Origin of the sequence: Corynebacterium sp. HMSC30G07, from assembly GCF_001806945.1 — a bacterium.
Classification (GTDB): domain Bacteria; phylum Actinomycetota; class Actinomycetes; order Mycobacteriales; family Mycobacteriaceae; genus Corynebacterium; species Corynebacterium riegelii.
The window spans coordinates 84,862-110,821 of record NZ_KV786446.1; the positions used below are offsets into that span (position 1 = coordinate 84,862).

Annotated in this window: 17 protein-coding genes; 10 read left to right on the top strand and 7 right to left on the bottom strand. The window is 62.7% G+C overall.

The genetic code is table 11. The features are described 5' to 3' along the window. The first annotated feature begins 17 nt into the window (after positions 1 to 17). Positions 18 to 1,298, top strand: a complete 1,281-nt coding sequence (locus tag HMPREF3104_RS01005; protein WP_052205270.1) for a short-chain fatty acyl-CoA regulator family protein — start codon at positions 18 to 20, stop codon at positions 1,296 to 1,298. Here the strand turns inward: HMPREF3104_RS01005 and HMPREF3104_RS01010 are convergent. The 4 genes from HMPREF3104_RS01010 to upp form a co-directional block, all read right to left on the bottom strand. Then, positions 1,273 to 2,679: an NAD(P)H-quinone dehydrogenase gene (locus HMPREF3104_RS01010; protein WP_052205271.1), complete on the bottom strand. Its 1,407-nt coding sequence runs from the start codon at positions 2,677 to 2,679 to the stop codon at positions 1,273 to 1,275. The two genes, HMPREF3104_RS01005 and HMPREF3104_RS01010, sit on opposite strands and share 26 nt — an antisense overlap. 40 nt (positions 2,680 to 2,719) lie before the next feature. After that, positions 2,720 to 3,904 carry an amidohydrolase gene (locus HMPREF3104_RS01015; protein WP_070493473.1) on the bottom strand — a complete coding sequence of 395 codons (1,185 nt, stop codon included), beginning with the start codon at positions 3,902 to 3,904 and terminating at the stop codon, positions 2,720 to 2,722. A gap of 94 nt (positions 3,905 to 3,998) precedes the next feature. Further along, positions 3,999 to 4,397, bottom strand: coding sequence for a helix-turn-helix domain-containing protein (locus tag HMPREF3104_RS01020; RefSeq protein ID WP_052205272.1), 399 nt, complete (start codon positions 4,395 to 4,397; stop codon positions 3,999 to 4,001). A 77-nt stretch (positions 4,398 to 4,474) separates the two neighbouring features. Then, complete coding sequence (upp, locus tag HMPREF3104_RS01025) at positions 4,475 to 5,110, bottom strand: uracil phosphoribosyltransferase (RefSeq protein WP_070493476.1); 636 nt, start codon at positions 5,108 to 5,110, stop codon at positions 4,475 to 4,477. A gap of 145 nt (positions 5,111 to 5,255) precedes the next feature. On the opposite strand from upp, the gene HMPREF3104_RS01030 reads away from it, so the two are divergent. The 5 genes from HMPREF3104_RS01030 to HMPREF3104_RS01050 are packed head-to-tail and all read left to right on the top strand — an operon-like array spanning position 5,256 to position 10,235. After that, positions 5,256 to 5,537, top strand: coding sequence for a hypothetical protein (locus HMPREF3104_RS01030; RefSeq protein WP_052205273.1), 282 nt, complete (start codon positions 5,256 to 5,258; stop codon positions 5,535 to 5,537). Further along, on the top strand, positions 5,534 to 6,592 hold the full coding sequence (locus HMPREF3104_RS01035) for an NlpC/P60 family protein (protein ID WP_236587420.1): 1,059 nt from the start codon (positions 5,534 to 5,536) through the stop codon (positions 6,590 to 6,592). Before HMPREF3104_RS01030 ends, HMPREF3104_RS01035 begins: the two co-directional genes overlap by 4 nt. A 42-nt stretch (positions 6,593 to 6,634) precedes the next feature. Beyond that, entirely contained in the window at positions 6,635 to 7,873 is a 1,239-nt protein-coding gene (locus HMPREF3104_RS01040; protein ID WP_070493372.1) for a hypothetical protein, read from the top strand. A gap of 4 nt (positions 7,874 to 7,877) precedes the next feature. Continuing rightward, complete coding sequence (locus HMPREF3104_RS01045) at positions 7,878 to 8,993, top strand: trimeric intracellular cation channel family protein (RefSeq protein ID WP_246816286.1); 1,116 nt, start codon at positions 7,878 to 7,880, stop codon at positions 8,991 to 8,993. Then, complete coding sequence (locus HMPREF3104_RS01050; protein WP_070493375.1) at positions 8,994 to 10,235, top strand: D-alanyl-D-alanine carboxypeptidase family protein; 1,242 nt, start codon at positions 8,994 to 8,996, stop codon at positions 10,233 to 10,235. On the opposite strand, the gene HMPREF3104_RS01055 is transcribed toward HMPREF3104_RS01050, so the two are convergent. The 3 genes from HMPREF3104_RS01055 to HMPREF3104_RS01065 all read right to left on the bottom strand — a co-directional run bounded on the left by HMPREF3104_RS01055 (position 10,236) and on the right by HMPREF3104_RS01065 (position 13,051). Continuing rightward, positions 10,236 to 11,321, bottom strand: a complete 1,086-nt coding sequence (locus HMPREF3104_RS01055; protein ID WP_070493482.1) for a YhjD/YihY/BrkB family envelope integrity protein — start codon at positions 11,319 to 11,321, stop codon at positions 10,236 to 10,238. Positions 11,322 to 11,459: 138 nt separating this feature from the next. Next, complete coding sequence (gene trpS / locus HMPREF3104_RS01060) at positions 11,460 to 12,467, bottom strand: tryptophan--tRNA ligase (RefSeq protein ID WP_083278834.1); 1,008 nt, start codon at positions 12,465 to 12,467, stop codon at positions 11,460 to 11,462. A gap of 194 nt (positions 12,468 to 12,661) precedes the next feature. Continuing rightward, positions 12,662 to 13,051 carry a holo-ACP synthase AcpS gene (locus HMPREF3104_RS01065; protein WP_070493485.1) on the bottom strand — a complete coding sequence of 130 codons (390 nt, stop codon included), beginning with the start codon at positions 13,049 to 13,051 and terminating at the stop codon, positions 12,662 to 12,664. Positions 13,052 to 13,160: 109 nt separating this feature from the next. Between HMPREF3104_RS01065 and HMPREF3104_RS01070 the strand changes: the two genes are divergently transcribed. From HMPREF3104_RS01070 to HMPREF3104_RS01080, 4 genes are read left to right on the top strand one after another with little or no spacing between them, the layout of a single operon-like run. Then, positions 13,161 to 14,792 (top strand): acyl-CoA carboxylase subunit beta, encoded by a 1,632-nt coding sequence (locus HMPREF3104_RS01070; RefSeq protein ID WP_070493381.1) that lies wholly within the window; start codon positions 13,161 to 13,163, stop codon positions 14,790 to 14,792. A gap of 31 nt (positions 14,793 to 14,823) precedes the next feature. Beyond that, on the top strand, positions 14,824 to 23,871 hold the full coding sequence (locus HMPREF3104_RS01075) for a type I polyketide synthase (RefSeq protein WP_070493384.1): 9,048 nt from the start codon (positions 14,824 to 14,826) through the stop codon (positions 23,869 to 23,871). 23 nt (positions 23,872 to 23,894) lie between these two features. Next, a complete protein-coding gene (locus HMPREF3104_RS12390) occupies positions 23,895 to 24,068 on the top strand; it encodes a hypothetical protein (protein ID WP_168156335.1) in 174 nt (57 codons plus the stop codon). A 16-nt stretch (positions 24,069 to 24,084) separates the two neighbouring features. Then, on the top strand, positions 24,085 to 25,875 hold the full coding sequence (locus HMPREF3104_RS01080; protein ID WP_070493386.1) for an acetyl/propionyl/methylcrotonyl-CoA carboxylase subunit alpha: 1,791 nt from the start codon (positions 24,085 to 24,087) through the stop codon (positions 25,873 to 25,875). Positions 25,876 to 25,960: the final 85 nt, after the last annotated feature.

Sequence of the window (25,960 nt, forward strand, 5' to 3'; positions counted from 1 at the left end):
CCAGAGGAGCACAGGCTATGAGCAAGCACTACGCGGGGGCACGGATTCACACGCTTCGCACGTCCCGTTCACTTACTCAGGTTGAAATGGCCCAAAAACTTGGCATCTCCGCCAGCTATCTCAACCAGTTGGAAAATGATCAGCGCCCGCTGACCGTCTCGGTACTTTTACAACTCACCCGCGTCTTCGGGCTGGATGCCTCGTTTTTCTCCCAAGACTCCGAGCAGCGCACCATTGGTGAATTGGCCGAGCTCATGCCGGGTCTTTCCGACGATGAGCTTGCAGACTTTGCCATCCGTTATCCCCGCATCGCAGACGCCGTACGTGAGATCCCTACACTGCTCACCTCAGCAGCACTGAGCCCACACGCCACGGTGCGTGATTTCTTCCAGCGCAATGAGAACTATTTTGATGACCTGGATCTGGCAGCTGAGAACTTCGCGCTCCACGCCCCCTCGCGCCAGCTGCGCCTGACCCGCCTCGCCGCCGCGTTTGACCGCGATTACGGCTACACGGTCCGCTTCAACCAGTACGCGCAAGGACCGCGCTCAATGTTGGATACCGCTTCCCGCGAGATCCGCCTGCGTACCGGGCTGACTGAGGCCCAGCAGTGCTTCGAGCTGTCGTACCACTATGCGCTCATTGGGCACATTTCGCTTATCGACGCCCACCTGGCCCCCATCACCGACCCCGACGCCTACAGCCTGGGCAGGCATGGCCTAGCGCAATACTTTGCCGCCGCAGTGACCATGCCGTATGGCGAAATTTTGGCCGCGGCGGAGGCCACCCGCTACGACATTGACATGATTGCCGCCCGTTTTGGCACCGGTTTTGAATCCACCTGCCAGCGCCTCGGCACCTTGCAGCGCCCCGGCGCGCGCGCCGTCCCCTTTGCGTTTGTGCGTACGGACCGCGCCGGCAACATTTCCAAGCGTCAGTCCACCACGTCGTTCCACTTTTCCCAGCGCGGCGGGACCTGCCCGTTGTGGGTGGTCCACCGCGCCTTTGAAACCCCGAACCGTGTCACCCGCCAGGTGGCGGTGATGCCAGATGGGCGCACCTACCTGTGGGTGGCGCGCATGGTGCAAGGCCCCGCGGCCGGCTTTGGCACGCCACGTCAGGAAAACGCGGTGGCCTTGGGCTGCGACACAGACCACGCCGAACGCCTTGTGTACGCGGACGGATTGGACCTCTCCCCTGACTCAGCCACCCCGATTGGGCCGGGGTGTGAGACATGTCCGCGTAATGAATGCCCGCAGCGGGCGTTTCCGGTTAGTCCAGGTCGGAGTGAGCGATAAGGCGGCGTGCCGCCTCCGTAATGGAACCGGACAGCGAGGGGTAGACCGCCATCGAATCCGACAGCTGGCGCACGGTCAGCTTGTTGGTCACCGCAATGGTGATGGAGTGGATCAGCTCAGATGCCGTCGGCGCCACAATCACGCCACCGATGACCTCGCCGGTGCCCTTGCGAGCAAAGATCTTCACAAAACCGTGCTGCAGCGAACGCATCTTGGCGCGCGGGTTGGTAGACAGCGGCAGCTTGTAAATGTCCGCCTCAATTTCCCCGTCGCGGATCTGCTGCTCCGTTACGCCCACAGCCGCAATTTCGGGGCGGGTGAACACGGCGTTACCCACCGTCTTCAAGCGGATCGGCGCAACACCCTCCCCCAGGGCATGGTCAACGGCGATGCGGCCCTGCTGTGCAGCGACGGAAGCCAACGGCATCAGGTCCGTGCAGTCACCGGCCGCGTAGATACCCGCAACGTTGGTGCGTGACACGCGATCCACGTGAATGTGTCCAGACGGGGTGGTCTCCACACCAGCCGCCTCAAGGTTCAGGTCCTGGGTGTTCGGGATAGAACCAATGGACATCATGACGTGCGAGCCACGGATCTCACGTCCATCCGTGGTGCGCACAACCACACCATCGCCGGTGTTTTCCACCGACTCCACGCGCGCATCCTTCTCCAAATGCACGCCAAGGCCCTCAAGCACGGTCTCCAGAACATCTGCGGCATCCGCGTCATCGTGCGGCAGAATACGGTCGCGCGAGGCCACCATGGTCACCTCAACGCCCAGCTCAGCGTATGCGGAGACGAACTCTGCACCGGTCACGCCAGAGCCAACCACGATCAGGTGCGTCGGCATCTCAATCAGGTTGTACATCTGGCGCCAGTTCAAAATGCGCTCACCGTCCGGCTCCGCACCCTTGAGCACGCGCGGGCTGGCACCGGTGCACACCAAGACCATGTCGCAGTCCAAGCGCTCCTCTTCACCATTAGCCAGCTCCGCCACCACACGGTGGGTAGTGTGGCCATCCTGCTCGGAGGAGAAACGGGCGCGCCCCTTCACAATGCGCACGCCGGCACGCTCAAGCTGGTTGTGAATATCGCGGGACTGCTCCGAAGCCAGCGCCACTACACGGTTATTCAATGCGGTCAACGCAAGCTGCGCATTACCCAAGGTGTGGTTCAGCCCCATCGCGTCCGCGCGGCGCAGGTCGGTTTTAATGTTGGCGCCTGCAATGAAGCTTTTCGACGGCACGACGTCCTTGCGAATCGCCGAACCACCAGCACCCTCGTCCTCTACCAGCGTGATGTCCGCGCCGTACTTGGAGGCCACAAGGGCCGCCTCGTAGCCGCCAGGACCTCCGCCCATGATGACGATCTTTTTGCTCACGTGTTTACTCCCTACATAACCGGCCAAAACGGTGGCTAGTCTACATACCTGCGCCAGCGGCGGCAGCCGCACTGTACTGCTCAACAATCGCGCCGAACAGCCGCACGCCTACTCCGATGGCCCGCTCATCAATCATGAGGTTGCCTTGGTGCAGGTCCGGCTTCACACCGGTACCGTCCCAGGCGCCGAGGCGAACCATCGTTCCCGGCACATGTTCGAGGTACCAGGAAAAGTCCTCTCCACCCGAGGACTGCGGCGAGGTCACCACCGCATGCGGGTCAATGGAACGCGCGGCGGTCACCGCCAGCGACGTCGCCGCATCATCATTGAGCACCGGTGGAACGCCCTGGACGTAGTCCAAGTGGTAGGTGCAGCCCGTCGGCGCGACAATCATGTCGATCAAGTCCGTCAGCAGGTCTTTCAACCCGCGCCAAATGCTGATGTCTGCGGTACGGATCGTGCCGTCGATCCTGCCGCGCTTCGGAATCGCATTGGGGGCATCGCCTGCCTCGATGTGGCCAAACACCATCACCGTGCCGGTGCGCGGATCAACCCGGCGCGACAACAACGCCGGCAGCTGGGTGGCAATCGCGCCGAGGCAATAGACCACGTCCGCAGTCATGTGCGGGCGCGCGGTGTGGCCGCCCGGGCCTTCGATTTCTAGGCGCACCACATCAGCAGCGGAGGTAATTGCGCCGGCGCGCACACCGATTTGGCCTACGCGCAGTTTCGGCTCCACGTGCAGCGCAAAGATGGAGGACACGCCTTTTAATCCCCCGTACTCGATGACGTCGAGTGCGCCGCCGCCCATGACTTCCTCTGCTGGTTGGAAGATGCAGCGGATGGACAACGGGACGTCGATAGTAGAAAGTGCACACGCCAAACCGAGCACCACCGTGGTGTGCACATCATGCCCGCACGCGTGCGAAACGCCGGGGACGAGCGAGGCGAACTCAAGACCGGTCTGCTCCGGCACGCCAAGGGCGTCGATATCGGCGCGAAACGCGATGCGCTTGCCTGTATCCGGGCCGATGTCTACGTAGCAGCCGGTGCCGGGGAAACGCACTGCTTTCAGCCCGTATTCTGCAAGCACGCCCACGATGAAGTCGGTGGTTTCCACCTCTTCGTTGGACAGCTCCGGGTGCGAGTGCAAGTGTCGACGCCAGCCGATCACGCGCTCCTGGTTCTGCGCAAACCACGCGTTAACGCTCGCGGAGATCGACACTGTATCCGCCTCTGACACCCTGATTGCCTCCTGCTTGCAACTATTGTTCTGCGGCAGAAGTCTACGCCAGCGTGTGAAGCGCTGAAAACCGTACTTAAAACCGTGCGGTGTTTGCCCGCGCTCCCAGCCTGAGGTAAGCCTCCGCAAAGCGTGCAGTGTCCTTCGGCCCACGAGGCCACCGCATGGCAATTTCTACTTGGCTTTCGCCCTCTGGGTAGTTGCCGTCATAAATAACGCCCGCGCCTGGCAGCAGCGCCGCCGGCGGCACGTAAAGCGCCGCAGCCAGGCGATACACCGTACTTACCTGGGGGTCTGCAACCTTAGACCCGTTGTATTCGTTGCGCTCCAGGTTAGAGATCTGGGTGCGTGAAATCCCCGAGATTTCCGCCAGCCGCTTCTGTGTCAGCCCCCGCATCATGCGCAGCAGACGCACCCGCTGGCCCAGATCAAGCGCATACGGCTTCCATTGAGAGTGCGGTAATGATTCCGTCATCAACTGATCCCCCTTGGCATCCCCTCCATGTGAATGCTCAATAGCGTAGCCGCGGAGCGGAATCAGCGCCAGCGTTTCTACAGGTCGATGTTGCGCGGCCCGTAAAGGCGATCGCCCGCATCCCCAAGACCAGGCACGATGTAGGCCTGCTCATTCAGGTCCGGGTCAATCGTCGCCGTAACCAGTCGCACCGGCCCACCGTGAGCCTTTAGCTTATCGACGCCCTGTTGCGCACTCACCATGCACACACAGGTGATATCGTCCGCCCCTCGCTCCAACAACAAGTCAATGGCGTGGATGAGGGAACCACCGGTGGCCAGCATCGGGTCCACCAAAAAGACCGGCTGGCCCGCCAGATCGTGCGGCAGCGCCTCCAGGTACGGCACCGGCTCATGCGTTTCTTCATCACGTGCCATGCCGATGAAGCCCACTTGCGCGTCCGGGATCATGGACAGCGCCGGGTCGATCATGCCCAGGCCAGCACGAATAATCGGCACGATGATCGGCGGTTTCTGCAGGCGCGTGCCCTGCGCAACAGCTACCGGGGTTTTGGTTTCAAAGGTTTCCACCGGAAGGTCGCGGCTTGCCTCATAGATCAGCATGGCGCCGAGGTCTGCAAGCGCGGTGCGGAACGCAACGTTGTCGCTGCGCTCATCACGCATGATGGTCAGGCGGGACGCCGCCAGTGGGTGGTTAATAACCGTGATCTGCATAGCCACCATGCTAGGCCGTGCTGCCTCTCCGTGTGATTTTCCGGCGTGATTTTCCGGCGTGATTTTCCGATGCGATTCTCCGGCGCTGAAAATTTTTTTTCAGCGCCGAGGGAACCGGGGACCCAGTTTGTCGGTCTAAATAGACATGGACACATTCGTACTTGATTCACACACTGTTACCTCACACACCGATTCCCTCCGCGCTGATGCCGCAGCGCTGACCTCTCTTCCCGGCACCTCGTTTCCATCCTTTTACCCCTTCACCGCATTTCATGAGGCATATGCGGCGGCTGCGTCTGCTGCGGAGACGCGCGCACAGCAGGTGCGCGATGAGGCCCGTCGTGTTGCCGCGTTCATGGATCTGACCGTCACCGCGGCTGACACCGTCGATGGCAACACCAGCAAAGGATTAGGAGGACTGCTATGAGCTTGAACACGCTAGACACACTCGGCACCTTGGCATATGAGATGACGGGCTTTCTCCCCGGACCGAAGTCTTTGCCGTGGCAAAGAAGCGACATATTCGCTGCCGCAGCGATGGATCCTGTCGCCGCTGGATTGCAGATTCTGGCGAGCAGGCCGGAGCTCATCCCTACCCTGCCAGGTTTTCAAATCCCCGGGTTTGATGCCTTTGGCGCGCTCGCTCAGCTAGTTGGCGCTGATCCCGGCAAGCACGTGGAGATGGTGCGCGCGCTTGAGGCGTTCCGCGGGCAGATTAGTGACAAGATTTCGCGCGCAAGCCTGCAGTGCGCAGCAACCGCGGCAACGCTAACCGGCCTTGCCATGGATGTGGTGAGTAAAGGAGTGAAGGTCCTTGGCGCCAGCGCCGTACTTGGGCCAATTGGCGTTGGCCTTGCCGTAGTCACCTTGATCAAAGAGGCATTGCAGCGCGCGAAGCAGGAGCTCGACCGTTTGGAAGCAGCCTTGGGCTCGCTTGCTGGAGAGCTTGCCAGGGACACCCAGGCCGCCCTAGCGGTTGTGGTTCCCGGCTCAGGCTCCGCGGTGCAGCAGGCGATGGCGCAGCTTGAGCGTCATGCGGGAAATGTGATGGGGGCAACCACGCCGGCGTCGATAAGCGAGGTTCCTGCGGTCAACCACGCGGCGGCCTACAGCGCACCGCCCGCCGCCAGAGCACCGTCTGCTGCAGGTGCCGCAGCGGCAGAACTTGCAAAGTCACAGGTTGGCACCCCATACAGCTGGGGCGGGTCTGCACCCGGCGGGTTCGACTGCTCTGGGCTGACCTCCTGGGCCTACCGCCAGGCGGGTGTGGAGATTCCGCGAGTTGCCGTGGATCAACGCGTAGGCCGCCAGGTCTCGTACGAGGAGCTCGCCCCGGGTGATTTGGTGGTGTGGTCCGGCCACGTAGCCATGTACACCGGTGACGGAATGATGGTGGAAGCTGGCAGCCCGGTACAGATGAACCCGGTGCGCACGGACAATATCGGTATGCCGTTTATGGGCTTCTGGCGCCCCACGGGGTAGTAAGCGAAAACGTAGGTGGTTGGACCGGTAACATCTGCGTGCATGAGCACCCGCGCGATTCTTCCCGTGAAATTGTCCCTGCCTCAGGGGGATGTCTACACGCTGTGGGCACCCACCTGGAAAGAAAAGGGCACCGAGTGGCAGGCGTTTTTGGGCGACGACACCTCAGTTCTCGCCTTCCACTCCCCCGAGGAGCTGCTGACGTACCTGCAGACCACGCCGAAGCATGACTTGAGCGACCACCCAAAGTGGTCACTGTTCCAATCCCAGGGCGACGCCCGGGTCGTGCCTACAGAGAAGCAGTACTACGACATTGTCGGCGCACCAGACTTCTTGGCTGGCCGCCCAAGCCACGCCAACGTATCTGCGCTGTCGCGTGTGTTCCAGATTTCGCGCTCACTGGCCCAGGTGGGCAGCGCGGAGCAGGCGGAAATCTTCTTCGCGTCGCACTCCATCTTGAACAACGTCAACCGTGGCTCTGATCACTACGCGGGCGAAAACGGCATGGAGGAATGGTCCGGCGTGGGTCGCGTGGTACTGAAGAACTGGGAAGCTGTGGTGGAGTCGCTGGATGGGGTGGTGCGTGTCGTCGATACGCAAAGCCTTGATGCTGCTGCCGTGTCCGCAGCCGCAACGGCGATTGCTGCCGCAACCCAGGCTCGCGAAGCTGCCGCGAAGGAAGCCGAAGCGCAGAAGCAGGAGATGCTCCAAGCTGCTGATCCGTACGACTCTTCCGTCTGGGGCCGCGCAGGCATCGACCCGGTGAAGATCACGGTGCAAGGCAAGACCGTGTACACGCTGCGCACCTACCTTGCTGGCAAGCCGGTGTTTTTGGGCAAGTACGGCGAGATTTTCTCCTTCCCCACCCCGAAGCACCTCGGCCGTTGGATCCTGGAGCACGACGACCACGATTTGGCGAACGTATCTACCTGGGGCGATGTGATTGCCGCGGTGAACGCTGGTGAGCTGAAGGTGGAGGTCCACCCGGACAACACGTACTCCTTCAGCGGGCTGAGCGAGGACATTGCCAAGAACGTGGACGCAGTAGACACCAAGCAGATGGGCAAGGCCTACGAGCTTTTGGCAGACGCAGCGGACTGGGCTGACGATGATTCGTTGAACTCCCTGCTGCTGGCCAACCCGCGTATGCAGGATTACCTGGCATACATGCTCGGCTCCACCGAGGCCGCAGGCTATGTGCCATCCCCGCCGTTTACGGATAAGGCACAGGCCTGGACCGAGATGGAAGACCAGCTGATCAAGCGCTTCTCCAAGTTCTAACACCGTGGCAGTAGATCAGGTAGACCCGCTGATCAGTTCCATCTACCGCTGGATGGATGTTTCCGGCGTGCTGTTGATGGGCGTTATCGGCGGCACGCTTGCGCGTCATCGTGGCTATGACATCGTGGGATTTTTCTTCATCGCCATGCTGTCGGCGCTCGGCGGCGGCATGCTGCGCGACGTGCTGATTAACCAAGGCACCGTCGCCGCCATGAGCCAGCCGGAGTACTTGATCCTGGCGTTCACCGGCGCGCTGATCGCCCGCTTTACATATTTCAAGGGCCGTGCCTGGGAAGTCATGCAGTCACACGGCGACGCAATGATCTCCGCCCTGTGGGCCGCAACTGGCGCGTCGAAGGCTATTTATTACGACTTGCCTGTGCTGCCCACGATCATGATGGGCGTGTTCACCGCTACCGGCGGCGGCATGATCCGCGACGTGGTCACGGGACGTGAGCCCAGCGTGTTCGGCGGCAACCAGCCGACGGTGGTTCCGGCCGTGGTCTGCGCAGTGATTTTGATTGTCGGCGACGCAACCGGCTTCCTCGCCCTCGGCATGGCATTGGGGCCGCTGGCCAGCTACGCGTTGTTCCTTGTTGGCTACTACGGCACATGGAAGCTGAGCCAGGACTCGGATTTCGCCCCCGTCAACGCCACGGTGAATGCGACGGTGTCACAGGTTGCGCAGATTGCGCGCCGCGCGGAGAACCGCTCGCGTGCGGTTGCTCGTGAGCTGGAGCCAAAGGCGCTGCGTGCATGGCGGCATCGGCAGATGGAGAAGGCGTTGGAGCGTCGTGTAGAAGCCGAGGTATTCAAGGGCAAGAATCGGGCGGAAGTGCGCAGTGCTGCGGATGAATTTCTCGACGAGTTCACCAGCCAGTTCCCTGCCATCGACGCAGACATCGACGCGGAGCAGAAGCCGAAGGACCGCGAACGACTCTTGGACGGTGTTGGTATGGACTTTGACGGCACCTCCTACAACGATGAGACGGCCCAGTCCGACCCTGAGAAAGCTGCGGCTGCACATGCTGACATGCTGGACATCATTCTTGCCGACGACGCGTTGACCGACGAACTCATCGAACGCCTCGTGGCCCGCTACAAGGAGAAAGACAACTAGATGAAGCGTATGGGGTTGAGCTTGGCAGTCGCGGTGTGCTGTGTGAGCCTTGGCTGCTTGCCGACGCCAGCGCAAACCCCCAAAACCCCAACTCCAACCACCACCGGCTACTTCGACGAGGCGGGAAATTTCATCCCACCCAGCCGCGAACACGCCCCGGACACCGACAACTGCCCGTACGAAACGGCACCTCGTGAGCCGGTGTCAACGTCAGAGCGTGCCACCTCAACACCTGCGGCACTGCCTGTGACGTACGACGGTCCGTGCGGGGTCAGTGCCGCTGCCGGTTACAAGGTTCCCGAAGACGTAGTTGCCTCCGCGTGGCTGGTGGCGGACCTCGACTCCGGGGAGGTCGTTGCGATGAAGGACCCGCACGGCCGCTACCGCCCCGCCAGCATTATCAAAGTCCTGATTGCGTTGGTGGCGATTGAAGAGCTGGATTTGGACGCCAAGGTCGACGTGTCCGCGGAGTCTGCCGGCCAGGAAGGCTCAGCCGCTGGCATTGGCGCTGGCGGTGACTACACCGTGCGCGACCTGCTCTACGGCCTGATCCTCAACTCCGGCAACGACTGCGCACACGCGCTCGCCCAGGCGCTTGGCGGCGACACCGCAGCACTACGCAAGGTCAACGACTTGGCGGCGAAGCTGGGGATGACAGACACGCGCGCCGCCTCCTACTCCGGCCTGGACGCAGCCGGCATGTCCACCTCTGCGTGGGACATGGGCCTGGCCTACCGTGAGGCGTTTTCCAACCCTGTCTTCACCAAGATTGCTGATACGGAGTCCTACGACTTCCCCGGCTTCGACGACCTGCCCGGCTTCCAGCTGTGGAATGACAACAAGCTCTACCTCAACGACCCGGACGGCATCGGCGGCAAAACCGGCTACACGGATGATGCGAACCACACCTTCGTCGGCGCCGTGAACCACGAGGGCCGCAGGCTCGTCGCGGTTGTTTTGGATACTACGGCTTGGGACCACCGCGCCTGGGAGCAGGCGCAGATGTTGTTGCATGCGGCGTATGGGGTGCGCGGTGGCGTCGATAAGCTTGAGCCCCTTTCACAGGCCACCACCACGGCTGTGCCTACCCCTAGCCCGAGCCCGACCTCGGAGGCGCCGAGCGTTCCCGCTGAGCCTCACGGGTACGGCCTGCCCATCCTGATCGTGGGCGGGGTGCTGTTACTTGCGCTGATCGCACTGTGGCTGAGCTTGCGCCTGGGTGCCAAGCGCAAGCGCCGGTAATTACTTGCGGTTGAACGGCGCGACAATGCGCTGACCAACAGCACCGAGTGCCGCACCCACAGGGTTCGGCTTTGCCTTGTTGCGCTGCGCATCTGCCGCAGCCGCACGCACGTTGATCACAGCCGGCGGCGGCACCTGGGCTGGGGCGGCCTTCAGCGACTCCTCCGTGGTAGCCGTCCACGCAGCGGTGTAAAGCACCACGCGCCAAATCAGGTACAGCACAACCATCAGCGCGATGATCGGGCCGAAGATCGCACCAGCCGGGTTGCCGGTAGCCGAAGAAATGATGACGGTAGCGAACTGCTTGATCAGCTCAAACAGCACCGCGCCAAGCAACGCACCCTTCAGGCCAGACTTCACCGGAACCTTGGTGCGAGGCATGAACATCATCATCCACATCATCACAATGAAGTTGGCCAAAATACCAACCGTGATGCCCACCAGCCACACCACAGAACGCGCGCCGGGGAAGTTGCCAAGACCGAAGTGTGCCATCAGATCCGTCGTCCACCCAGACGTACCAATGGCGGTGACAGCAAAAGCAACGATGAACAGAGCGATCAGCACAACCAAGCCAACCAAGTCCCACAACTTCTTCACAACAAAGTTGCCGCCCTCGTCCGCGTCCAAATTCCACATTGCGGAAATACCAACGCGCAGGTTGTTCATCCACCCCAAACCAGACCACAACGTGGTGAGCAAACCAACACCAGCAACGGCCCCACGCTGATCAATAGCAGTGCTGATCAGGCTATTGACCATCTCCCCGAGGTCACCGTCCATCGACTCGGTGACCTGGCGCTGCACTTCCTGCATCAAATCAGGACGAGCGTTTAAGAAAAAGCCCATACCGGCAAACAGCAGCATCAACAGCGGAAACAGCGCAAGCACAGAGAAATACGTAATGCCCGCGGCGAACTGGTTACCGCCAGCAGCGCCGAAACGCTCCTGCATGCGCATCACATGGCCAACAGCCGGAGCCTTCTCCTCAATCTCTTCAACTTTGGAGTTGTGCTCCTGCTTTTTGGTGCGCTCAATGCCGAACTCGTCGGTGTATTCCTTACGCGGCGATGTCGATGCTGCCATCGGCGTCCCTTCCATCCTTTGACGTGTTTCTTCTGGCTTGTTTCTTGCCAAAGGACGATCGTAGAGGAAAACGCCGAAGTAGATCGGGTCAGACGGTCAGCGTGTGAGCCGTGCGCTGGCTTCGGCGCTAGCCGCGGGCTAGCTGCGGGGTGCGAGGAAACCAACCTTCTCGTAGACGCTAGCCAACAATGGCTCCGCAATCTCACGTGCACGATCCGCGCCGCGAGCCAGGATTGCCTCCAGCTCAGCGCGGTCGCTCATCAGCTCCTCATAGCGGGCACGAAGCGGCGTAGTAAACGCCTCGAGCGCATCCGCCGTATCCACCTTGAGCGCACCGTAGCCTTGGCCCTCATAGCCTGCGACAAGGTCATCGATGGACTTGCCGGTCAGCGCCGACTGAATCACCAACAGGTTGGACACGCCGGGCTTGTTTTCCTTGTCATAGGCAATGACCCCGTCAGTGTCCGTTACGGCGGAGCGAATGCGCTTTGCCGACGTCTTCGGCTCATCCAACAGATTGATCAAACCCTTCGGGTTTGCGCCGGACTTGCTCATCTTGGACGTTGGATCCTGCAAGTCATAAATCTTCGCCGCACCCTCCGGAATAAACCCATCCGGCACCACGAACGTCTCGCCGTACTTGGCGTTGAAGCGCTCCGCCAAAGTGCGGGTCAGCTCCAAGTGCTGACGCTGATCCTCACCCACCGGCACCAACTGCGGCGAGTACAGCAGGATGTCTGCAGCCATCAGCATCGGGTACGTAAAAAGTCCCACCGAGGTACGGTCCTGGCCCTGCTTGACGCTCTTATCCTTGAACTGCGTCATGCGGCTGGCCTCACCAAAACCGGTCAGGCACTGCAGCACCCACGTCAACTCCGCGTGAGCCGGCACGTGCGACTGCACAAACAAGGTGGACTTCTCCGGGTCAATGCCCAGCGCAATCAACTGCGCGCAACCAGCAATGGTGCGCTGGCGAAGTTCCTCCGGATCCTGCTCCACCGTGATCGCGTGCAGGTCCGGGATGAAGTAAAACGCGTCATAGTTATCCTGCAGGTCAATCCACTGCTTCAGCGCACCCAGGTAATTACCCAGGTGGTAGGAGTCGGCGGTGGGTTGGATTCCAGAGAGAACGCGCTGTTGAGACATGCAAGCCAGTCTATCCCTCAGCACTTGCGCGGGTGCGGCAAGGCCGGAGGTGTCGCGAGGTGACTGTGCGGGCGCTTGTGACCAGCGTTAACCCCATGAGCCCCACCAGCCCCATTGCAAACAAATCGATTTGTTACGGATGGGACTACAAAACCGCAGGACGCTGAAAGATTTCGCATTTGTTTTCAGTGGCGTCAGCTGTGGCCCCCGCCGACTAAAACGGTGGCCGTCGCGTAGTCACCATCATGGCTCAAAGAAACACTGGTAACCATCGGCCCCAACCTGGCAACTTCACCGTGCAGCTCGACCGAAGGGCGCGAAAAGGCATCCGCCACCACTTCGATCTCCGCAAAGTCCACCTCATCAACGGCAATAACCGGCGGCTGGCCATACAAACTCTGCGACCACGCCTTGATATACGCCTCCTTCGCGGCCCACCGTGCGGCAAGTGACGCAGAACGGTCCGCCTTTGCCGCACAGGTTCGCAGTTCGCGGTCTGTAAACACCCGCGAAAACGTTGATCCCGGCTGCTCAAGCTGGGTAGCAAAGGTTGGGATGTGGACCAGGTCGGTCCCGATATGCACTGAAAACATTCCTGAATACTCGGTTCCAAAGCTCAAATTAAGCTGCTCTTTTTCTGTGAATTTGGCTACGGATTCGGAACTTACGGTTCCGTAGGTTTAGTATGCCCGTATGCCAGATACTTTTGTAGGCAAAACTACTTTGCCGGAACCGCCCCCTTTGCCAACCACGTCGCAAAGAAACGAGGAATTGTTACAGCGCCGTGCCGAAGCTCAAGAGCCGGTAGGTACAAAACCGCTGGATAAAGTACGCGCAGCTGGCCGTCTGACGGCACGTGAGCGCCTTGACTACCTGCTGGATGAAGGCTCATTCGTAGAAACCGACCAGCTGGCCCGCCACCGCACGCACGAGTTCGGTATGCAGGCCAAACGTCCGCTTACGGACGGCATTGTCACCGGATTCGGCACCATCGACGGCCGCGAAGTCTGCATTTTCTCCCAGGACGGCACCGTCTTCGGCGGCGCACTCGGTGAGGTCTACGGCGAGAAGATGACCAAGATCCAGCAGCTTGCCGTGACCACCGGCCGCCCGCTGATCGGCCTGTACGAAGGCGCCGGCGCACGCATCCAGGATGGCGCCGTCTCCCTGGACTGGATTGCAAAGACCTTCCGCCACAACGTCGAGGCCTCCGGCGTGGTGCCGCAGATCTCCGTGATCATGGGCGCCTGCGCTGGCGGCAACGCCTACTCCCCCGCCCTGACGGATTTTGTGGTCATGGTCAATGAGACCTCCAAGATGTTTGTCACCGGCCCGGACGTGATCAAGACGGTCACGGGCGAGGAGATCACGCAGGATGAGCTCGGCGGCGCATGGATTCACATGCAGCAGGCGGGCAACTGCCACTACGTTGCGGAAAATGATCAGGATGCCCTCGATTGGGTGGCGGAGCTGTTGGAATACCTGCCGTCTAATAGCCGCCAGCGCGCAACATCCGCGCAGCCGTTCGCACTCCCGGCAGAAGAGACCGAGGACCACACAGAACTCGATTCCCTGATCCCGGATTCCGCGAACTCGCCGTATGAGGTGCGCGAGGTCATCGCGGCGCTGACGGATGACGGCGAGTTCCTGGAGATCATGGAGCAGCGCGCCGAAAACGTGGTCACCGCGTTTGGCCACATCGAGGGCCAGGCGGTTGGCTTTGTTGCCAACCAGCCGATGGTGTTGGCCGGCTGCCTAGACATTGACTCGGCGGAAAAGGCCGCACGTTTTGTCCGCACCTGTGACAGCTTCAACATCCCGATTGTCATGTTGGTGGATGTCCCTGGCTTTTTGCCGGGTTCGGCGCAAGAGCACGATGGCATTTTGCGTCGTGGAGCAAAACTGCTCTATGCCTACGGCGAGGCCAGCGTGCCCAAGATCACGGTGACCATGCGTAAGGCCTACGGCGGCGCGTACTGCGTGATGGGGTCGAAGGGCCTGGGCGCCGATGTGAACTTGGCGTGGCCTACCGCGCAGATTGCGGTGATGGGCGCGGCTGGTGCCGTGGGCTTCATCAACCGCAAGGACATCGCAGCGGCCAAGGAATCCGGCATGGGCGATGAGGAGCTTGCCCAGCTGATCAAGGGCTTTGAGCGCGAGTACGAAGACGAGATGCTCAACCCGTATAAGGCGGCGGAGCGCGGGCTGGTGGATGCGGTGATTTTGCCGAGTGAAACCCGCGCTGCGATTGCCGCGAATTTGCGCCTGTACAAGGACAAAGTTGTTGCCCGTCCCGCTCGCAAGCACGGAAACATCCCGCTGTAACCCCCGCCTAAAAACAGAAAGATTTTTCACCATGACTCTTACCCCGATTCAGTCCCTCACCTCCCCTGCGATTGTGTTCCCTGGCCAAGGCAGCCCTTGGCAGCAGGCGTTGTTTGATGTGGGGGCATCGGCACCGTTAGCACGCAAGCGCATTGAGCAGTTGCTTGGAGACGCCGCGTTGATCACCGGCCCCGTCTCCCGCCCCCTTGCTTCCGTGGTGCCGGGTGTGGCGCAGCGTATCCGTGAGGCGTTGGACAATGAGCCGCACGCCGCGGCGATTGATGCGTTTCCTGCTGTGAGCGTGCCGGCGATCCTGCTCGCACAGGTTGCGGCTGCGGAGCACTTGGCGCAGCTTGGCCTGGATTTGGACAAGGTGAGCTTCGGCGGGCACTCCCAAGGCATCATCGGCGCGGTGGCTATGGATCCCAAGGAGGGTGACAAGGCTGCGGAGAAGGCGCTGGCCTTTGCGTTTATCTTGGGCGCGGCTGCCACGAATGATTACGGCGCGACGGATGCGCGCAGCCGGATGCTGTCGGTGCGTGGGCTGACGGTTGAGCAGATCGAGGAGTTCGTGCCGGCAGAAACCGGCGCAGTGCTCAGTGTGATCAACGGCCGCAGGCACGTAGCACTTTCGGGTTCGCCGGAGGCCTTGGCGAAGGCGCAGGCCGCGATTGAGGCTAAGGCGAGTGACTACAACGCGCGCCTTGAGGTGGAGTTCGGCGGCGCTGAGATCCAGCCGACGTTTGATTACCTGGACGTTGCCTACCCCTTCCACGTGGCAAGCAACGCACAGGCTATTGAGCAGGCGGCGACGTGGTCCGAGGAGTGCGGCATTGCGTTTGCAACCACCACCCCGCGCGAGCTTGCACAGGCGATTTTGGCAGACACGTTTGACTTCACCGCTACCGTGCGCGGCCTAGTCGCCGATGGTGCAAGCCACCTGATCGCGCTGGATAAGGCCACCGCCAACATCATGAAGGCGCTGGTCAGCGGTGTGGGCGTGCCGGTGGTGGACGCGACGCAGTCAAGCAAGCGCGATGCCCTGGCGCGCCCTGGCGAGGCACTGCCTGTCGCCGTGGACTACTCGCAATACGCACCGCGCGTGATCACCCTGCCGGACGGCAAGACGTACACGCAGACGCGTTTTTCTGCGCTGACGGGCCTGTCCCCGATCATCCTGGGTGGTATGACGCCGACCTCGGCGGATGGCGAGATTGTCGCCGCGGCCGCCAACGCTGGTTACTGGGCGGAGCTTGCCGGCGGCGGCATGTACTCGGAGGAGGAGTTTTCCAAGCACAAGGACAACCTTGTCAGCTTCCTGCAGCCGGGCCGTACCGCGCAGTTCAACACCATGTTCTTTGACCGCTTCCTGTGGAACCTACAGTTCGGCCAGACCCGCATGGTGCCCAAGGCGCGTGCGGCGGGCGCACCGTTTAACGGCGTGTGCATCTCCGCAGGCATCCCGGAGGTTGAGGAGGCAACGGAGCTGCTCGCACAGCTGCATGCAGACGGCTTCCCGTACATCGCTTTCAAGCCCGGCACCACGCAGCAGGTTCGCGACGCCCTGAAGATTGCCAAGGCCAACCCGGATGATTCCGTGATTTTGATGGTGGAGGACGGCCACGCGGGCGGCCACCACTCCTGGGTTGACCTGGAAGAGATGCTGCTGGAAACCTACGCGGAGATCCGCGCGCACGACAACGCGGTACTCACCGTTGGTGGTGGCGTGTACTCGCCTGAGCGCGCCGCTGAGTTCCTCACCGGTAGCTGGTCGGAGAAGTTCGGCCTGGCAAAGATGCCGGTAGACGGCGTGTTTGTGGGCACGGTTGCCATGGCCACGAAGGAGGCGAAGGCCACCGATTCCGTCAAGCAGTTGCTGGTGGATACCCCGGGTCTTCCGCCGGAACACAACGGCGGCTGGGTTGGCCGCGGCCAGGGTGTCAAGGGTGTGGCGTCTTCCCAGTCGCACCTGCTGGCGGACCTGCATGATCTGGATAACTCTTTTGCCAAGGCTTCTCGCCTGATCGCTTCGCTGGACATTGAGGAGTATGAGGCGCACCGCGAGGAGATCATCGAGGCGCTGTCGAAGACCTCGAAGCCGTACTTTGGCAACGTTGAGGAGATGACGTACGCGCAGTGGGTGGAGCGCTTCGTTGAGCTGGCCGCGCCGTTTGTGGATAGCAGCTGGGATAAGCGTTTCGTCGCGCTGCTGCAGCGCATCGAGGCACGTTTGAACGAGGCCGATCACGGCGAGATTGCCACGCTCTTCCCGGAGGGTGAAGAGGTGGAGCCGCAGGGTGGCGTCGATAAGCTGCTGGCCCAATACCCGCAGGCGCGCACGGTGAAGGTTTCCCCACGCGACGCTGCCTGGTGGATTGGCCTGCACTACGCCTACCCGAAGCCGATGCCGTGGGTACCGGCGCTGGATGGGGACCTGAAAATGTGGTTTGGCAAGGACACGCTGTGGCAGGCCCAAGATGAGCGCTACACGGCTGACCAGGTCCGCATCATCCCGGGCCCGGTGGCGGTTGCCGGCATTACCAAGAAGAATGAGCCGGTTGCGGAGCTGTTGGGCAGGTTTGAGGACGCCACGACACAGATGCTTATCGACGAAGGCGTGTCCGCCGAATCCCGCTTCTCCCGCCTGCGCGACGCCGAGGATGAGGCAGCGTACCTGCGTTCCTGCCCGACGCTTGTCTGGCACGGCCACCTGATGGCAAACCCGGCGTACGCCCTAGATGAGGACGCATTTGAGCTGACCAGCGAGGTCAACCCCTACGGCGAGCGCGAGTGGACGATTCGCATCAACGCCGATTCCGCGTGGGATCACCTGCCGGAGGATCAGCGCCCGTTCTACGTGCGCGAAGTGACCATCCCGGTGGACATTCCGGCGGGTGCGGCCACGGGCGCTTCGCCTGTGGTTTCGCGCGAGCGCCTGCCGCAGAGCGTATTCGACCTGCTTGAGGGCCTGGCCGGTGTCGGTTCAGTCTCCGAGGCCGGCGACGCGATCATTGCCATGCCGGAACTTGAGGCGCCGACTGAGGACGCCCCGTTTGGCGTCGCACGCTCCTCCTTCACCCTGCCACCGTCGCTGTTGACGGCGCACTCGGCGGTCACGGGCGCGGTGTTGCCGACAAGCGGCAACACCGGACCAAACGGAAGTGGCCAGAACGTTGCCGGCACACCGGACGTGTTGGTCGGCCCTTGCTGGCCGGCAATCTACACCGCGCTTGGCTCCGGCCAGCTGGCGGATGGCTACCCCGTGATCGAGGGCCTGCTCAACGCCGTGCACCTGGACCACGTGATTGACCTGCGCGTGCCGTTGGCCGAGCTTGCAGATGGCCGCACGATTGACGTGGTGTCTAAGTGCACCTCCATCGCAGAATCCGTCTCTGGCCGCATTGTCACCGTGGAGCTCGAACTCAGCTCTGATGGAAAGATCGTGGCGACCCAGATGCAGCGCTTCGCCATCCGCGGCCGCGCTACCGGCACCGCAGCACCGGTACCGGCCCCCGCGTACGGCGGCGGCAAGTCCAGCGACCGCATTGAGGCAACCCCGCGTTCCTTCGTGGACCGCGCAGTGGTCCACGCACCGTCCGACATGACGCCGTTTGCGCTGGTCTCCGGCGACTACAACCCGATCCACACCTCCTACAACGCCTCTGCGTTGGTGAACCTGCAGGCGCCGCTGGTACACGGCATGTGGCTGTCTGCCACCGCCCAGCACCTGGCTGGCCGCCACGGCAAGGTGGTCGGCTGGTCCTACTCCATGTACGGCATGGTGCAGCTGGAAGATGAGGTGGAGATCACCGCAGAGCGCGTGGGCCGCAAGGGCATCCACCAGGCACTTGAGGTGACCTGCCGCATTAACGGCGATGTGGTTTCCCGCGGCCAGGCGCTTCTGGCGCAGCCGAAGACTGCCTACGTTTACCCGGGCCAGGGTATCCAGACCGAGGGCATGGGCAAGGGCGACCGCGAGGCGTCCGCTGCCGCACGCGAGGTGTGGCGCCGTGCGGACCGCCACACGCGCACCAACCACGGTTTTTCCATCCAGCGGATTGTGGATGAAAACCCGGCGCGCCTTATCGTCCGCGGCGAGGAGTTCAAGCACCCGGACGGCGTGCTGCACCTGACGCAGTTCACCCAGGTGGCACTCGCTGTGGTGGCATACGCGCAGACGGAGCGTCTGCGTGAGGCGGACGCATTGGGCTCTGGCGCGTACTACGCGGGCCACTCGCTTGGTGAGTACACGGCGCTTGCCTCCCTGGGCAACATCTTTGAGCTGGAAGCCGTGATTGACATTGTGTACTCGCGTGGCTCTGCCATGGGCTCGCTGGTGCCGAGGGACGCTGACGGCAACTCCAACTACGGCATGGGTGCGCTGCGCCCGAACATGATTGGCGTAGGCCCCGAGGAGGTTGAGGCCTACGTTGCCCAGCTTTCGGAGGACACGGGTGAGTTCCTTGAGATTGTGAACTACAACATCAAGGGCCAGCAGTACTCCATCGCCGGCACCAAGCGTGGCCTGGCTGCGCTGAAGGAGAAGGCGAACGCGATTACCCCGCGTGCGTACGTGACGGTGCCGGGCGTGGACGTGCCGTTCCACTCGCGCGTACTGCGCAGCGGTGTGGCGGACTTCGCCGAGAAGCTCGATGAGCTTTTGCCTGCGGAGATCGACGTGGACACGCTGGTTGACCGCTACATTCCGAACCTGGTTGCCCGCCCCTTCGAGCTGACCCAGGGCTTCATCGACGCAGTGTTGGCGGAGGTGCCGTCTGAGCGTCTGAAGGGGCTGACCCCGGAGAACACGAACCGCAATACGCTTGCGCGCACGCTGCTCATTGAGCTTTTGGCGTGGCAGTTTGCCTCCCCGGTGCGCTGGATTGAGACGCAGGACTTCCTGCTGCCGCGCGTGGAGCAGATCATTGAGGTTGGCCTGGCGTCCTCCCCGACGCTGACCAACCTGGCCAAGCGTGAGATGGACGTGGTGGGTATCCACGTGCCGGTGTTCAACGTGGAGTCCAGCCAGGACACGGTCATGCTCAATGACGTGGTTGCGGCACCTGAGCCGGAAGTTGAGGCCGAGGAGGCAGCCCCGACAGACGCTGCAGCCGAGGCTGCTGAGAGCCAGACCGCACCTGCTCCTTCCGCACCGGCAGCTGAAGCCCCAGCCGCTGCCCCGGCACCGGCGGCCGCCGCTTCCGGCCCGGCCGAGGACCTGGCCTTTGCCGCTGCGGACGCTATTACCGTGCTCTTTGCTGTGCAGAACAAGATCCGCCCAGAGCAGATCAACGATTCTGACACGATTGAGGAGCTCACTGGTGGTGTTTCTTCCCGACGCAACCAGCTGCTCATGGACATGTCCGCAGAACTCGGCGTACCCGCCATCGATGGCGCGGCGGAAGCGGATGTGGCAACGCTGTACCAGCGCGTCAACACCGCTGCCCCGGGCTACACCCCGTTTGGCACCGTCCTGTCTGAGGCCGTGGGTACGCGTTTGCGCCAGCTGCTTGGCGGCGCTGGCTTAAAGCCCGCGTTCGTTGCAGACCACCTGGCTTCCGCGTGGGGTCTGCCGGCATCGTGGACGCCGCACGTTGAGGCGGAGATCCTGCTTGGCACGCGTACCGAGGATTCCGTCCGCGGCGGCACGCTTGCAACCCTGCCAGCATCGGCAGGTTCTAAGGCCGAGATCAGCGCCCTGATTGATCAGGCTGTGCAAAATGTTGCGGCACGGCATGGTGTGGCGGTGAGCCAGGCGCAGGCAGGCGGCAGCTCCAGCGGCGGCGTGGTTGATTCCGCAGCCCTGGATGCCTACAAGGATGAGGTCACCGACACCCTGGTGGCAACGGCGCGCACGCTGCTTGCCAAGTTGGGGGTTGAGGGCGAGGCTGCAGAGATCATCGCGCCGGACAACACGATTGTGGAGACCATCGAGGCAGAGCTCGGCACAAGCTGGGTCAAGCAGGTCACCCCAGTGTTTGATGAGCGCAAGGCTGTGCTTTTCGACGACCGCTGGGCCCAAGCCCGCGAAGACCTCGTTCGCGTGGCCCTTGGCCAGTGTGAGCTGGACCCGGCGCGCTTTGCCGGCACAGGTGAAACCATCGCCCAGCAGGCCGAATGGTACGCGCAAAACACCGGAGCGGACCGCGCGGATGTGCTGCGCGCAATCGCTGAAGCCGCCCAGGGCAAGGCCGATGAGCCGTATGCGAACGACGTTGCGCTGGTGACCGGCGCCGCACCTGGCTCGATCGCAACTGCTTTGGTGGAGCGACTGCTGGCAGGTGGCGCAACCGTGATCATGACCGCCTCCAACGTTGGGCAAGCGCGTAAGGAGTTTGCGCGCAAGCTCTACGCCGAGCACGGCTCGGTGGGCGCGAGCTTGTGGCTGGTGCCGGCGAACCTGTCGTCCTACCGCGACATTGACGCACTGATCGCGTGGATTGGTGCGGAGCAGAAAGAGACGGTGGGCAAGGACGTCAAGGTGATCAAGCCTGCGCTGACACCTACGCTCGCGTTCCCGTTCGCAGCACCGTCCGTGTCCGGCTCGCTGGCAGAGGTCGGCGGCAACGCGGAGACGCAGGCGCGTCTGCTGCTGTGGTCGGTGGAGCGCACCATCGCTGGCTTGTCCGAGCTGGCGCAGCGCGGTGACCACTACCCGGCGACGCGTACGCACGTGGTGCTACCGGGTTCGCCGAACCGCGGCACCTTTGGTGGCGACGGCGCCTACGGCGAAGTCAAGGCCGCACTCGATGCGATTGTGAACAAGTGGTCCGCAGAAACCGGCTGGCCAGATGGCGTCACCCTGGCTCAGGCGCGTATCGGCTGGGTTGCCGGCACCCACCTGATGGGCGGCAACGACGCCCTCGTGCCGGCCGCAAAGGCTGCAGGTATCCACGTGTGGAGCCCGGAGGAGATCTCCACGCAACTGATGGGCTTGGCATCAGCAGAGTCCCGCGAGCAGGCAAAGCAGGCTCCGCTTGACCTGGATCTCACCGGTGGACTGGCGGACGCTGGGGTCTCGATTGCGGAACTGGCGCGTTCGGTGCGTGGTGGTGAGGTCACGGAGGCGTCGGCAAGCGAAAGCCCCGCAACCGTCCGAGCCCTGCCGAATGTGTCGAACCCGCTGCAACCGGCACCTGCCAAGGTTGGGAATGTGACCTGCTCGCTGGATGACATGGTGGTCATTGTGGGCGTGGGCGAGATCTCCAGCTGGGGCTCTGGCCGCACCCGCCGTGAAGCTGAGTACGGCATCGAGCGCACCGGGGGCGTGGAACTGACCGCGGCGGGTGTGCTGGAGCTGGCCTGGATGATGGGCCTGATCACCTGGTCCGAGGACCCGAACCCGGGCTGGTACGACGCCGACGGTGCCGAGGTTGCGGAGGAAGAAATCTACGAGCGCTTCCGCGCCGAGGTAGTGGCACGCTGCGGTGTTCGCACCCTGACGGACAAGTACTTCCTGACGGACCAGGGCTCCGTAGACCTGGAGCAGGTCTACCTGGACCGCGACATCACGTTTAGCGTGGCAACGGAAGCCGAGGCCCGCGACCACGAGGCTGCCGATCCGGACAAGACTGTGGTCAAGCAGGTTGGCGGCGAATGGACCGTGACCCGCCTGGCTGGTGCAAACGCGTACGTGCCGAAGAAGGCGACGTTGTCTCGCACCGTTGCGGGCCAGATCCCGGATGATTTTGACCCGACCAAGTGGGGTATTCCGGCGCAGATGGCCGACGGTATGGACCGCATGGCGGCCTGGAACCTGGTCACTGCTGTGGACGCGTTCATCACCGCAGGCTTCACCCCGGGCGAGCTGATGCAGGCGGTGCACCCATCGTTTGTGGCAACCACCCAGGGCACCGGTATCGGTGGCATGGAGTCACTGCACAAGGTGTTCGTCTCCCGCTTCATTGGTGAGGAGCGCCAGAGCGACATCCTGCAGGAGGCACTGCCGAACGTGGTGGCCGCGCACACCATGCAGGCTCTGGTTGGCGGCTACGGCTCCATGATTCACCCGGTCGGCGCGTGTGCCACTGCCGCGGTGAGTGTTGAGGAGGCTGTGGACAAGATCGCGCTGGGCAAGGCGGACTTTGTCATCGCCGGTGGTATTGATGACGTGCAGGTGGAGTCCCTCCAGGGCTTCGGCGACATGAACGCCACCGCCGAGACCGCCAAGATGACTGCCCAGGGCATTGATAACCGCTTCATCTCGCGTGCGAATGACCGTCGCCGCGGCGGCTTCCTTGAGGCCGAAGGTGGCGGCACCCTGCTGCTTGCCCGCGGCTCCCTTGCCGCCAAGCTGGGTCTGCCGGTGCATGCTGTAGTTGCGTACGCCTCCAGCTTTGGCGACGGCGCGCACACCTCCATCCCGGCGCCTGGCCTGGGTGTGCTGGCTGCCGCGTGTGGCGGTGAGTCCTCCCGCTTGGCTAAGAATCTGGCTTCGCTGGGCCTTTCGCCTGACGACGTCAACGTGTTGTCCAAGCACGACACCTCCACCAATGCCAACGACCCGAATGAGTCCGAGCTGCACTCGCTTCTGTGGCCGGCCATTGGGCGTAACGAGCATGCGCCGATGTACGTGATCTCCCAGAAGACGCTGACGGGCCACGCCAAGGCTGGCGCAGCCTTGTTCCAGATCGGCGGGCTGATTGACGTGCTGGCTACCGGTGCGCTGCCGCCGAACGCGTCGCTGGACTGCGTGGATCCGCTAATCGCACCGAAGGCGAAGAACCTGGTGTGGCTGCGCTCCCCGCTTGCGCTGGGTGCAGGCCAGGTGAAGGCGGCGGCGCTGACCTCGCTTGGTTTCGGCCACGTCGGTGCGCTGGTTGTGCTCGGCCACCCAGGCGTGTTCGAGGCGGCGCTTGTGCGTGAGGGTATCGACGCAGATGCCTGGCGCGCCCAAGCCACCAAGCGACGTGTGGACGGCGCTGGTCGCCTGGAGGCCGGCATGCTCGGCCGCGCTGAGCTTTTCACCCCGGTGGAGAACCGTCGCTTTGCTGGCGCGAACGACCACGACGATGAGATTGCCCTGTTGCTCAACCCCGACGCCCGTCTCAACGCTGACGGCACCTACCCCACTGTTTAAGGCCCTGTTTAAGGAGAGACACCATGACACCGTTGTTTCACACCAATGACGCTTCGCTTTCCCACGATGAGCTGGCGGCGCTGAGCGCTGTCATTGCAGACGCGCAGACCCGCTACCTCGCCGAAGCTAGTGGCAGCGCCGATGAGGGCTATGGCTCTGGTTTCGGCTCGGGTTTCGGAAACGTCACGCACTACTAAAGAAAGGAGCGCACGTATGAAGCATGATTTCCCGTTCAACAAAGTGCTGATTGCTAACCGCGGTGAGATCGCGGTGCGTATTATCCGCGCGGCGCGTGACGTCGGGCTTTCCTCCGTGGCTATCTACGCGGACCCGGATAAGGGCGCCCCGTTTACCCAGATGGCTGATGAGGCCGTGGCTATCGGCGGCGAGACGTCGGCGCAGAGCTACCTGGATATTGAGAAGGTGCTGCAGGCGTGCCGAGATACCGGTGCGGATGCGGTCCACCCGGGCTACGGGTTTTTGAGTGAGAACGCCGAGTTTGCCCGGCGCGTGATTGCAGAGGGGCTGACCTGGATCGGCCCGCCGCCGCGTGCGATTGAGAATTTGGGCGACAAGGTCACCGCGCGCACACTGGCAGAAGCCGTGGATGCGCCGCTTGCCCCGGGTACCAAGGACCCGGTGGCCAGTGCCGATGACGTGGTTGCTTTTGCGGATGAGCACGGCCTGCCGGTGGCTATCAAGGCGGCGTTTGGCGGCGGTGGTCGCGGCATGAAGGTGGCGCGCACCCGTGGTGAGATCCGTGAGCTCTACGAATCCGCCACCCGCGAGGCCCAGGCCGCGTTTGGGCGTGGCGAGTGCTTCGTGGAGCGCTACCTGGACCGCGCCCGCCACGTTGAGGCCCAAGTGTTGGCGGATCAGCACGGCAACGTCATTGTTGGCGGCACCCGCGATTGCTCGCTGCAGCGCCGTTTCCAGAAGCTCATCGAGGAGGCCCCGGCACCATTTCTTACCGACGAGCAGCGCGAACGCATCCACTCCTCCGCCAAGGCGATTACCAAGAAAGCCGGCTACGTGGGCGTGGGTACGGTGGAGTACCTCGTGGGCGAGGACGGGCTGATTTCCTTCCTGGAGGTCAACACCCGCCTGCAGGTGGAACACCCCGTAACCGAGGAGACCACCGGCGTGGACATGGTCATTGAGCAGTTCCGCATCGCCGCGGGCGAGCCTTTGCGTTACCAGCAGGACCTGGAGCCAACCGGCCACGCCATCGAATTTCGCATCAACGCCGAGGACGCAGGCTCCAACTTTATGCCAGCACCCGGCACGGTCACCCGCTACGTGGAGCCCTCGGGCCCGGGCGTCCGTGTGGATTCCGGCATCCGGGAAGGCACCGTCATCGGCGGCCAGTTCGACTCCATGCTGGCCAAGCTGATTGTCCGCGGCACCACCCGTGAGGAGGCAATTGCGCGCGCCAAGCGTGCCTTGACGGAGTTCAAGATCGAAGGCGTGCCCACGGTCATCCCGTTCCATGAGCGCATGCTTGACGACGCCGCGTTTACCGCACCCAACGACCAATTCACCATCTACACCCGCTGGATTGAAGAGGAGTGGGATCCGGACGTCGCCCCGTACGACGCGGACGATGCTGACTCTGGCGACGGCGACGAGCACCGCCGCCGCACAGTCTCCGTTGGGGTCAATGGGCGCTCCATTGAGATCACGCTGCCGGAATCGCTGCTTTTGGGTGCGGTGGCGCAGCGCCGCCGTGACCGCAAGCGCCGCGGGCGTAGTGGCTCCGGCGGCGCCAAGGGTGGCGCGAACGCGGATACCCTGGCAGCGCCAATGCAGGGCACCGTGGTCAAGGTCGAGGTTGCTGAAGGCGACCGCGTTGAGGCCGGCGACGTTGTGGTGATCCTGGAGGCCATGAAGATGGAAAACCCGGTCAAGGCCCACAAGGACGGCATTGTGAAGAACCTCGCCGTGGAGGCCGGCAGCCACGTGGATAAGGGTGCAGCACTGCTAGAAATCGTCGCTGACGAGTAGTTTTCACTCGCTCCCCGATCCCACCCGGCGCGTCATAAAAATTGGGGGTTGACGCGCCGGGCTTTCCCGTTCTATGGTTACCCAC

Excerpts from the sequence above, each read along its gene's own strand:
- HMPREF3104_RS01005 (WP_052205270.1), top strand. The coding sequence starts at position 18 with ATGAGCAAGCACTACGCGGGGGCACGGATTCACACGCTTCGCACGTCC.
- HMPREF3104_RS01020 (WP_052205272.1), bottom strand. The coding sequence starts at position 4,397 with ATGACGGAATCATTACCGCACTCTCAATGGAAGCCGTATGCGCTTGAT.
- upp (WP_070493476.1), bottom strand. The coding sequence starts at position 5,110 with ATGCAGATCACGGTTATTAACCACCCACTGGCGGCGTCCCGCCTGACC.
- HMPREF3104_RS01030 (WP_052205273.1), top strand. The coding sequence starts at position 5,256 with ATGGACACATTCGTACTTGATTCACACACTGTTACCTCACACACCGAT.
- HMPREF3104_RS01035 (WP_236587420.1), top strand. The coding sequence starts at position 5,534 with ATGAGCTTGAACACGCTAGACACACTCGGCACCTTGGCATATGAGATG.
- HMPREF3104_RS01040 (WP_070493372.1), top strand. The coding sequence starts at position 6,635 with ATGAGCACCCGCGCGATTCTTCCCGTGAAATTGTCCCTGCCTCAGGGG.
- HMPREF3104_RS01050 (WP_070493375.1), top strand. The coding sequence starts at position 8,994 with ATGAAGCGTATGGGGTTGAGCTTGGCAGTCGCGGTGTGCTGTGTGAGC.
- HMPREF3104_RS01055 (WP_070493482.1), bottom strand. The coding sequence starts at position 11,321 with ATGGCAGCATCGACATCGCCGCGTAAGGAATACACCGACGAGTTCGGC.
- trpS (WP_083278834.1), bottom strand. The coding sequence starts at position 12,467 with ATGTCTCAACAGCGCGTTCTCTCTGGAATCCAACCCACCGCCGACTCC.
- HMPREF3104_RS01070 (WP_070493381.1), top strand. The coding sequence starts at position 13,161 with ATGCCAGATACTTTTGTAGGCAAAACTACTTTGCCGGAACCGCCCCCT.
- HMPREF3104_RS01075 (WP_070493384.1), top strand. The coding sequence starts at position 14,824 with ATGACTCTTACCCCGATTCAGTCCCTCACCTCCCCTGCGATTGTGTTC.
- HMPREF3104_RS12390 (WP_168156335.1), top strand. The coding sequence starts at position 23,895 with ATGACACCGTTGTTTCACACCAATGACGCTTCGCTTTCCCACGATGAG.
- HMPREF3104_RS01080 (WP_070493386.1), top strand. The coding sequence starts at position 24,085 with ATGAAGCATGATTTCCCGTTCAACAAAGTGCTGATTGCTAACCGCGGT.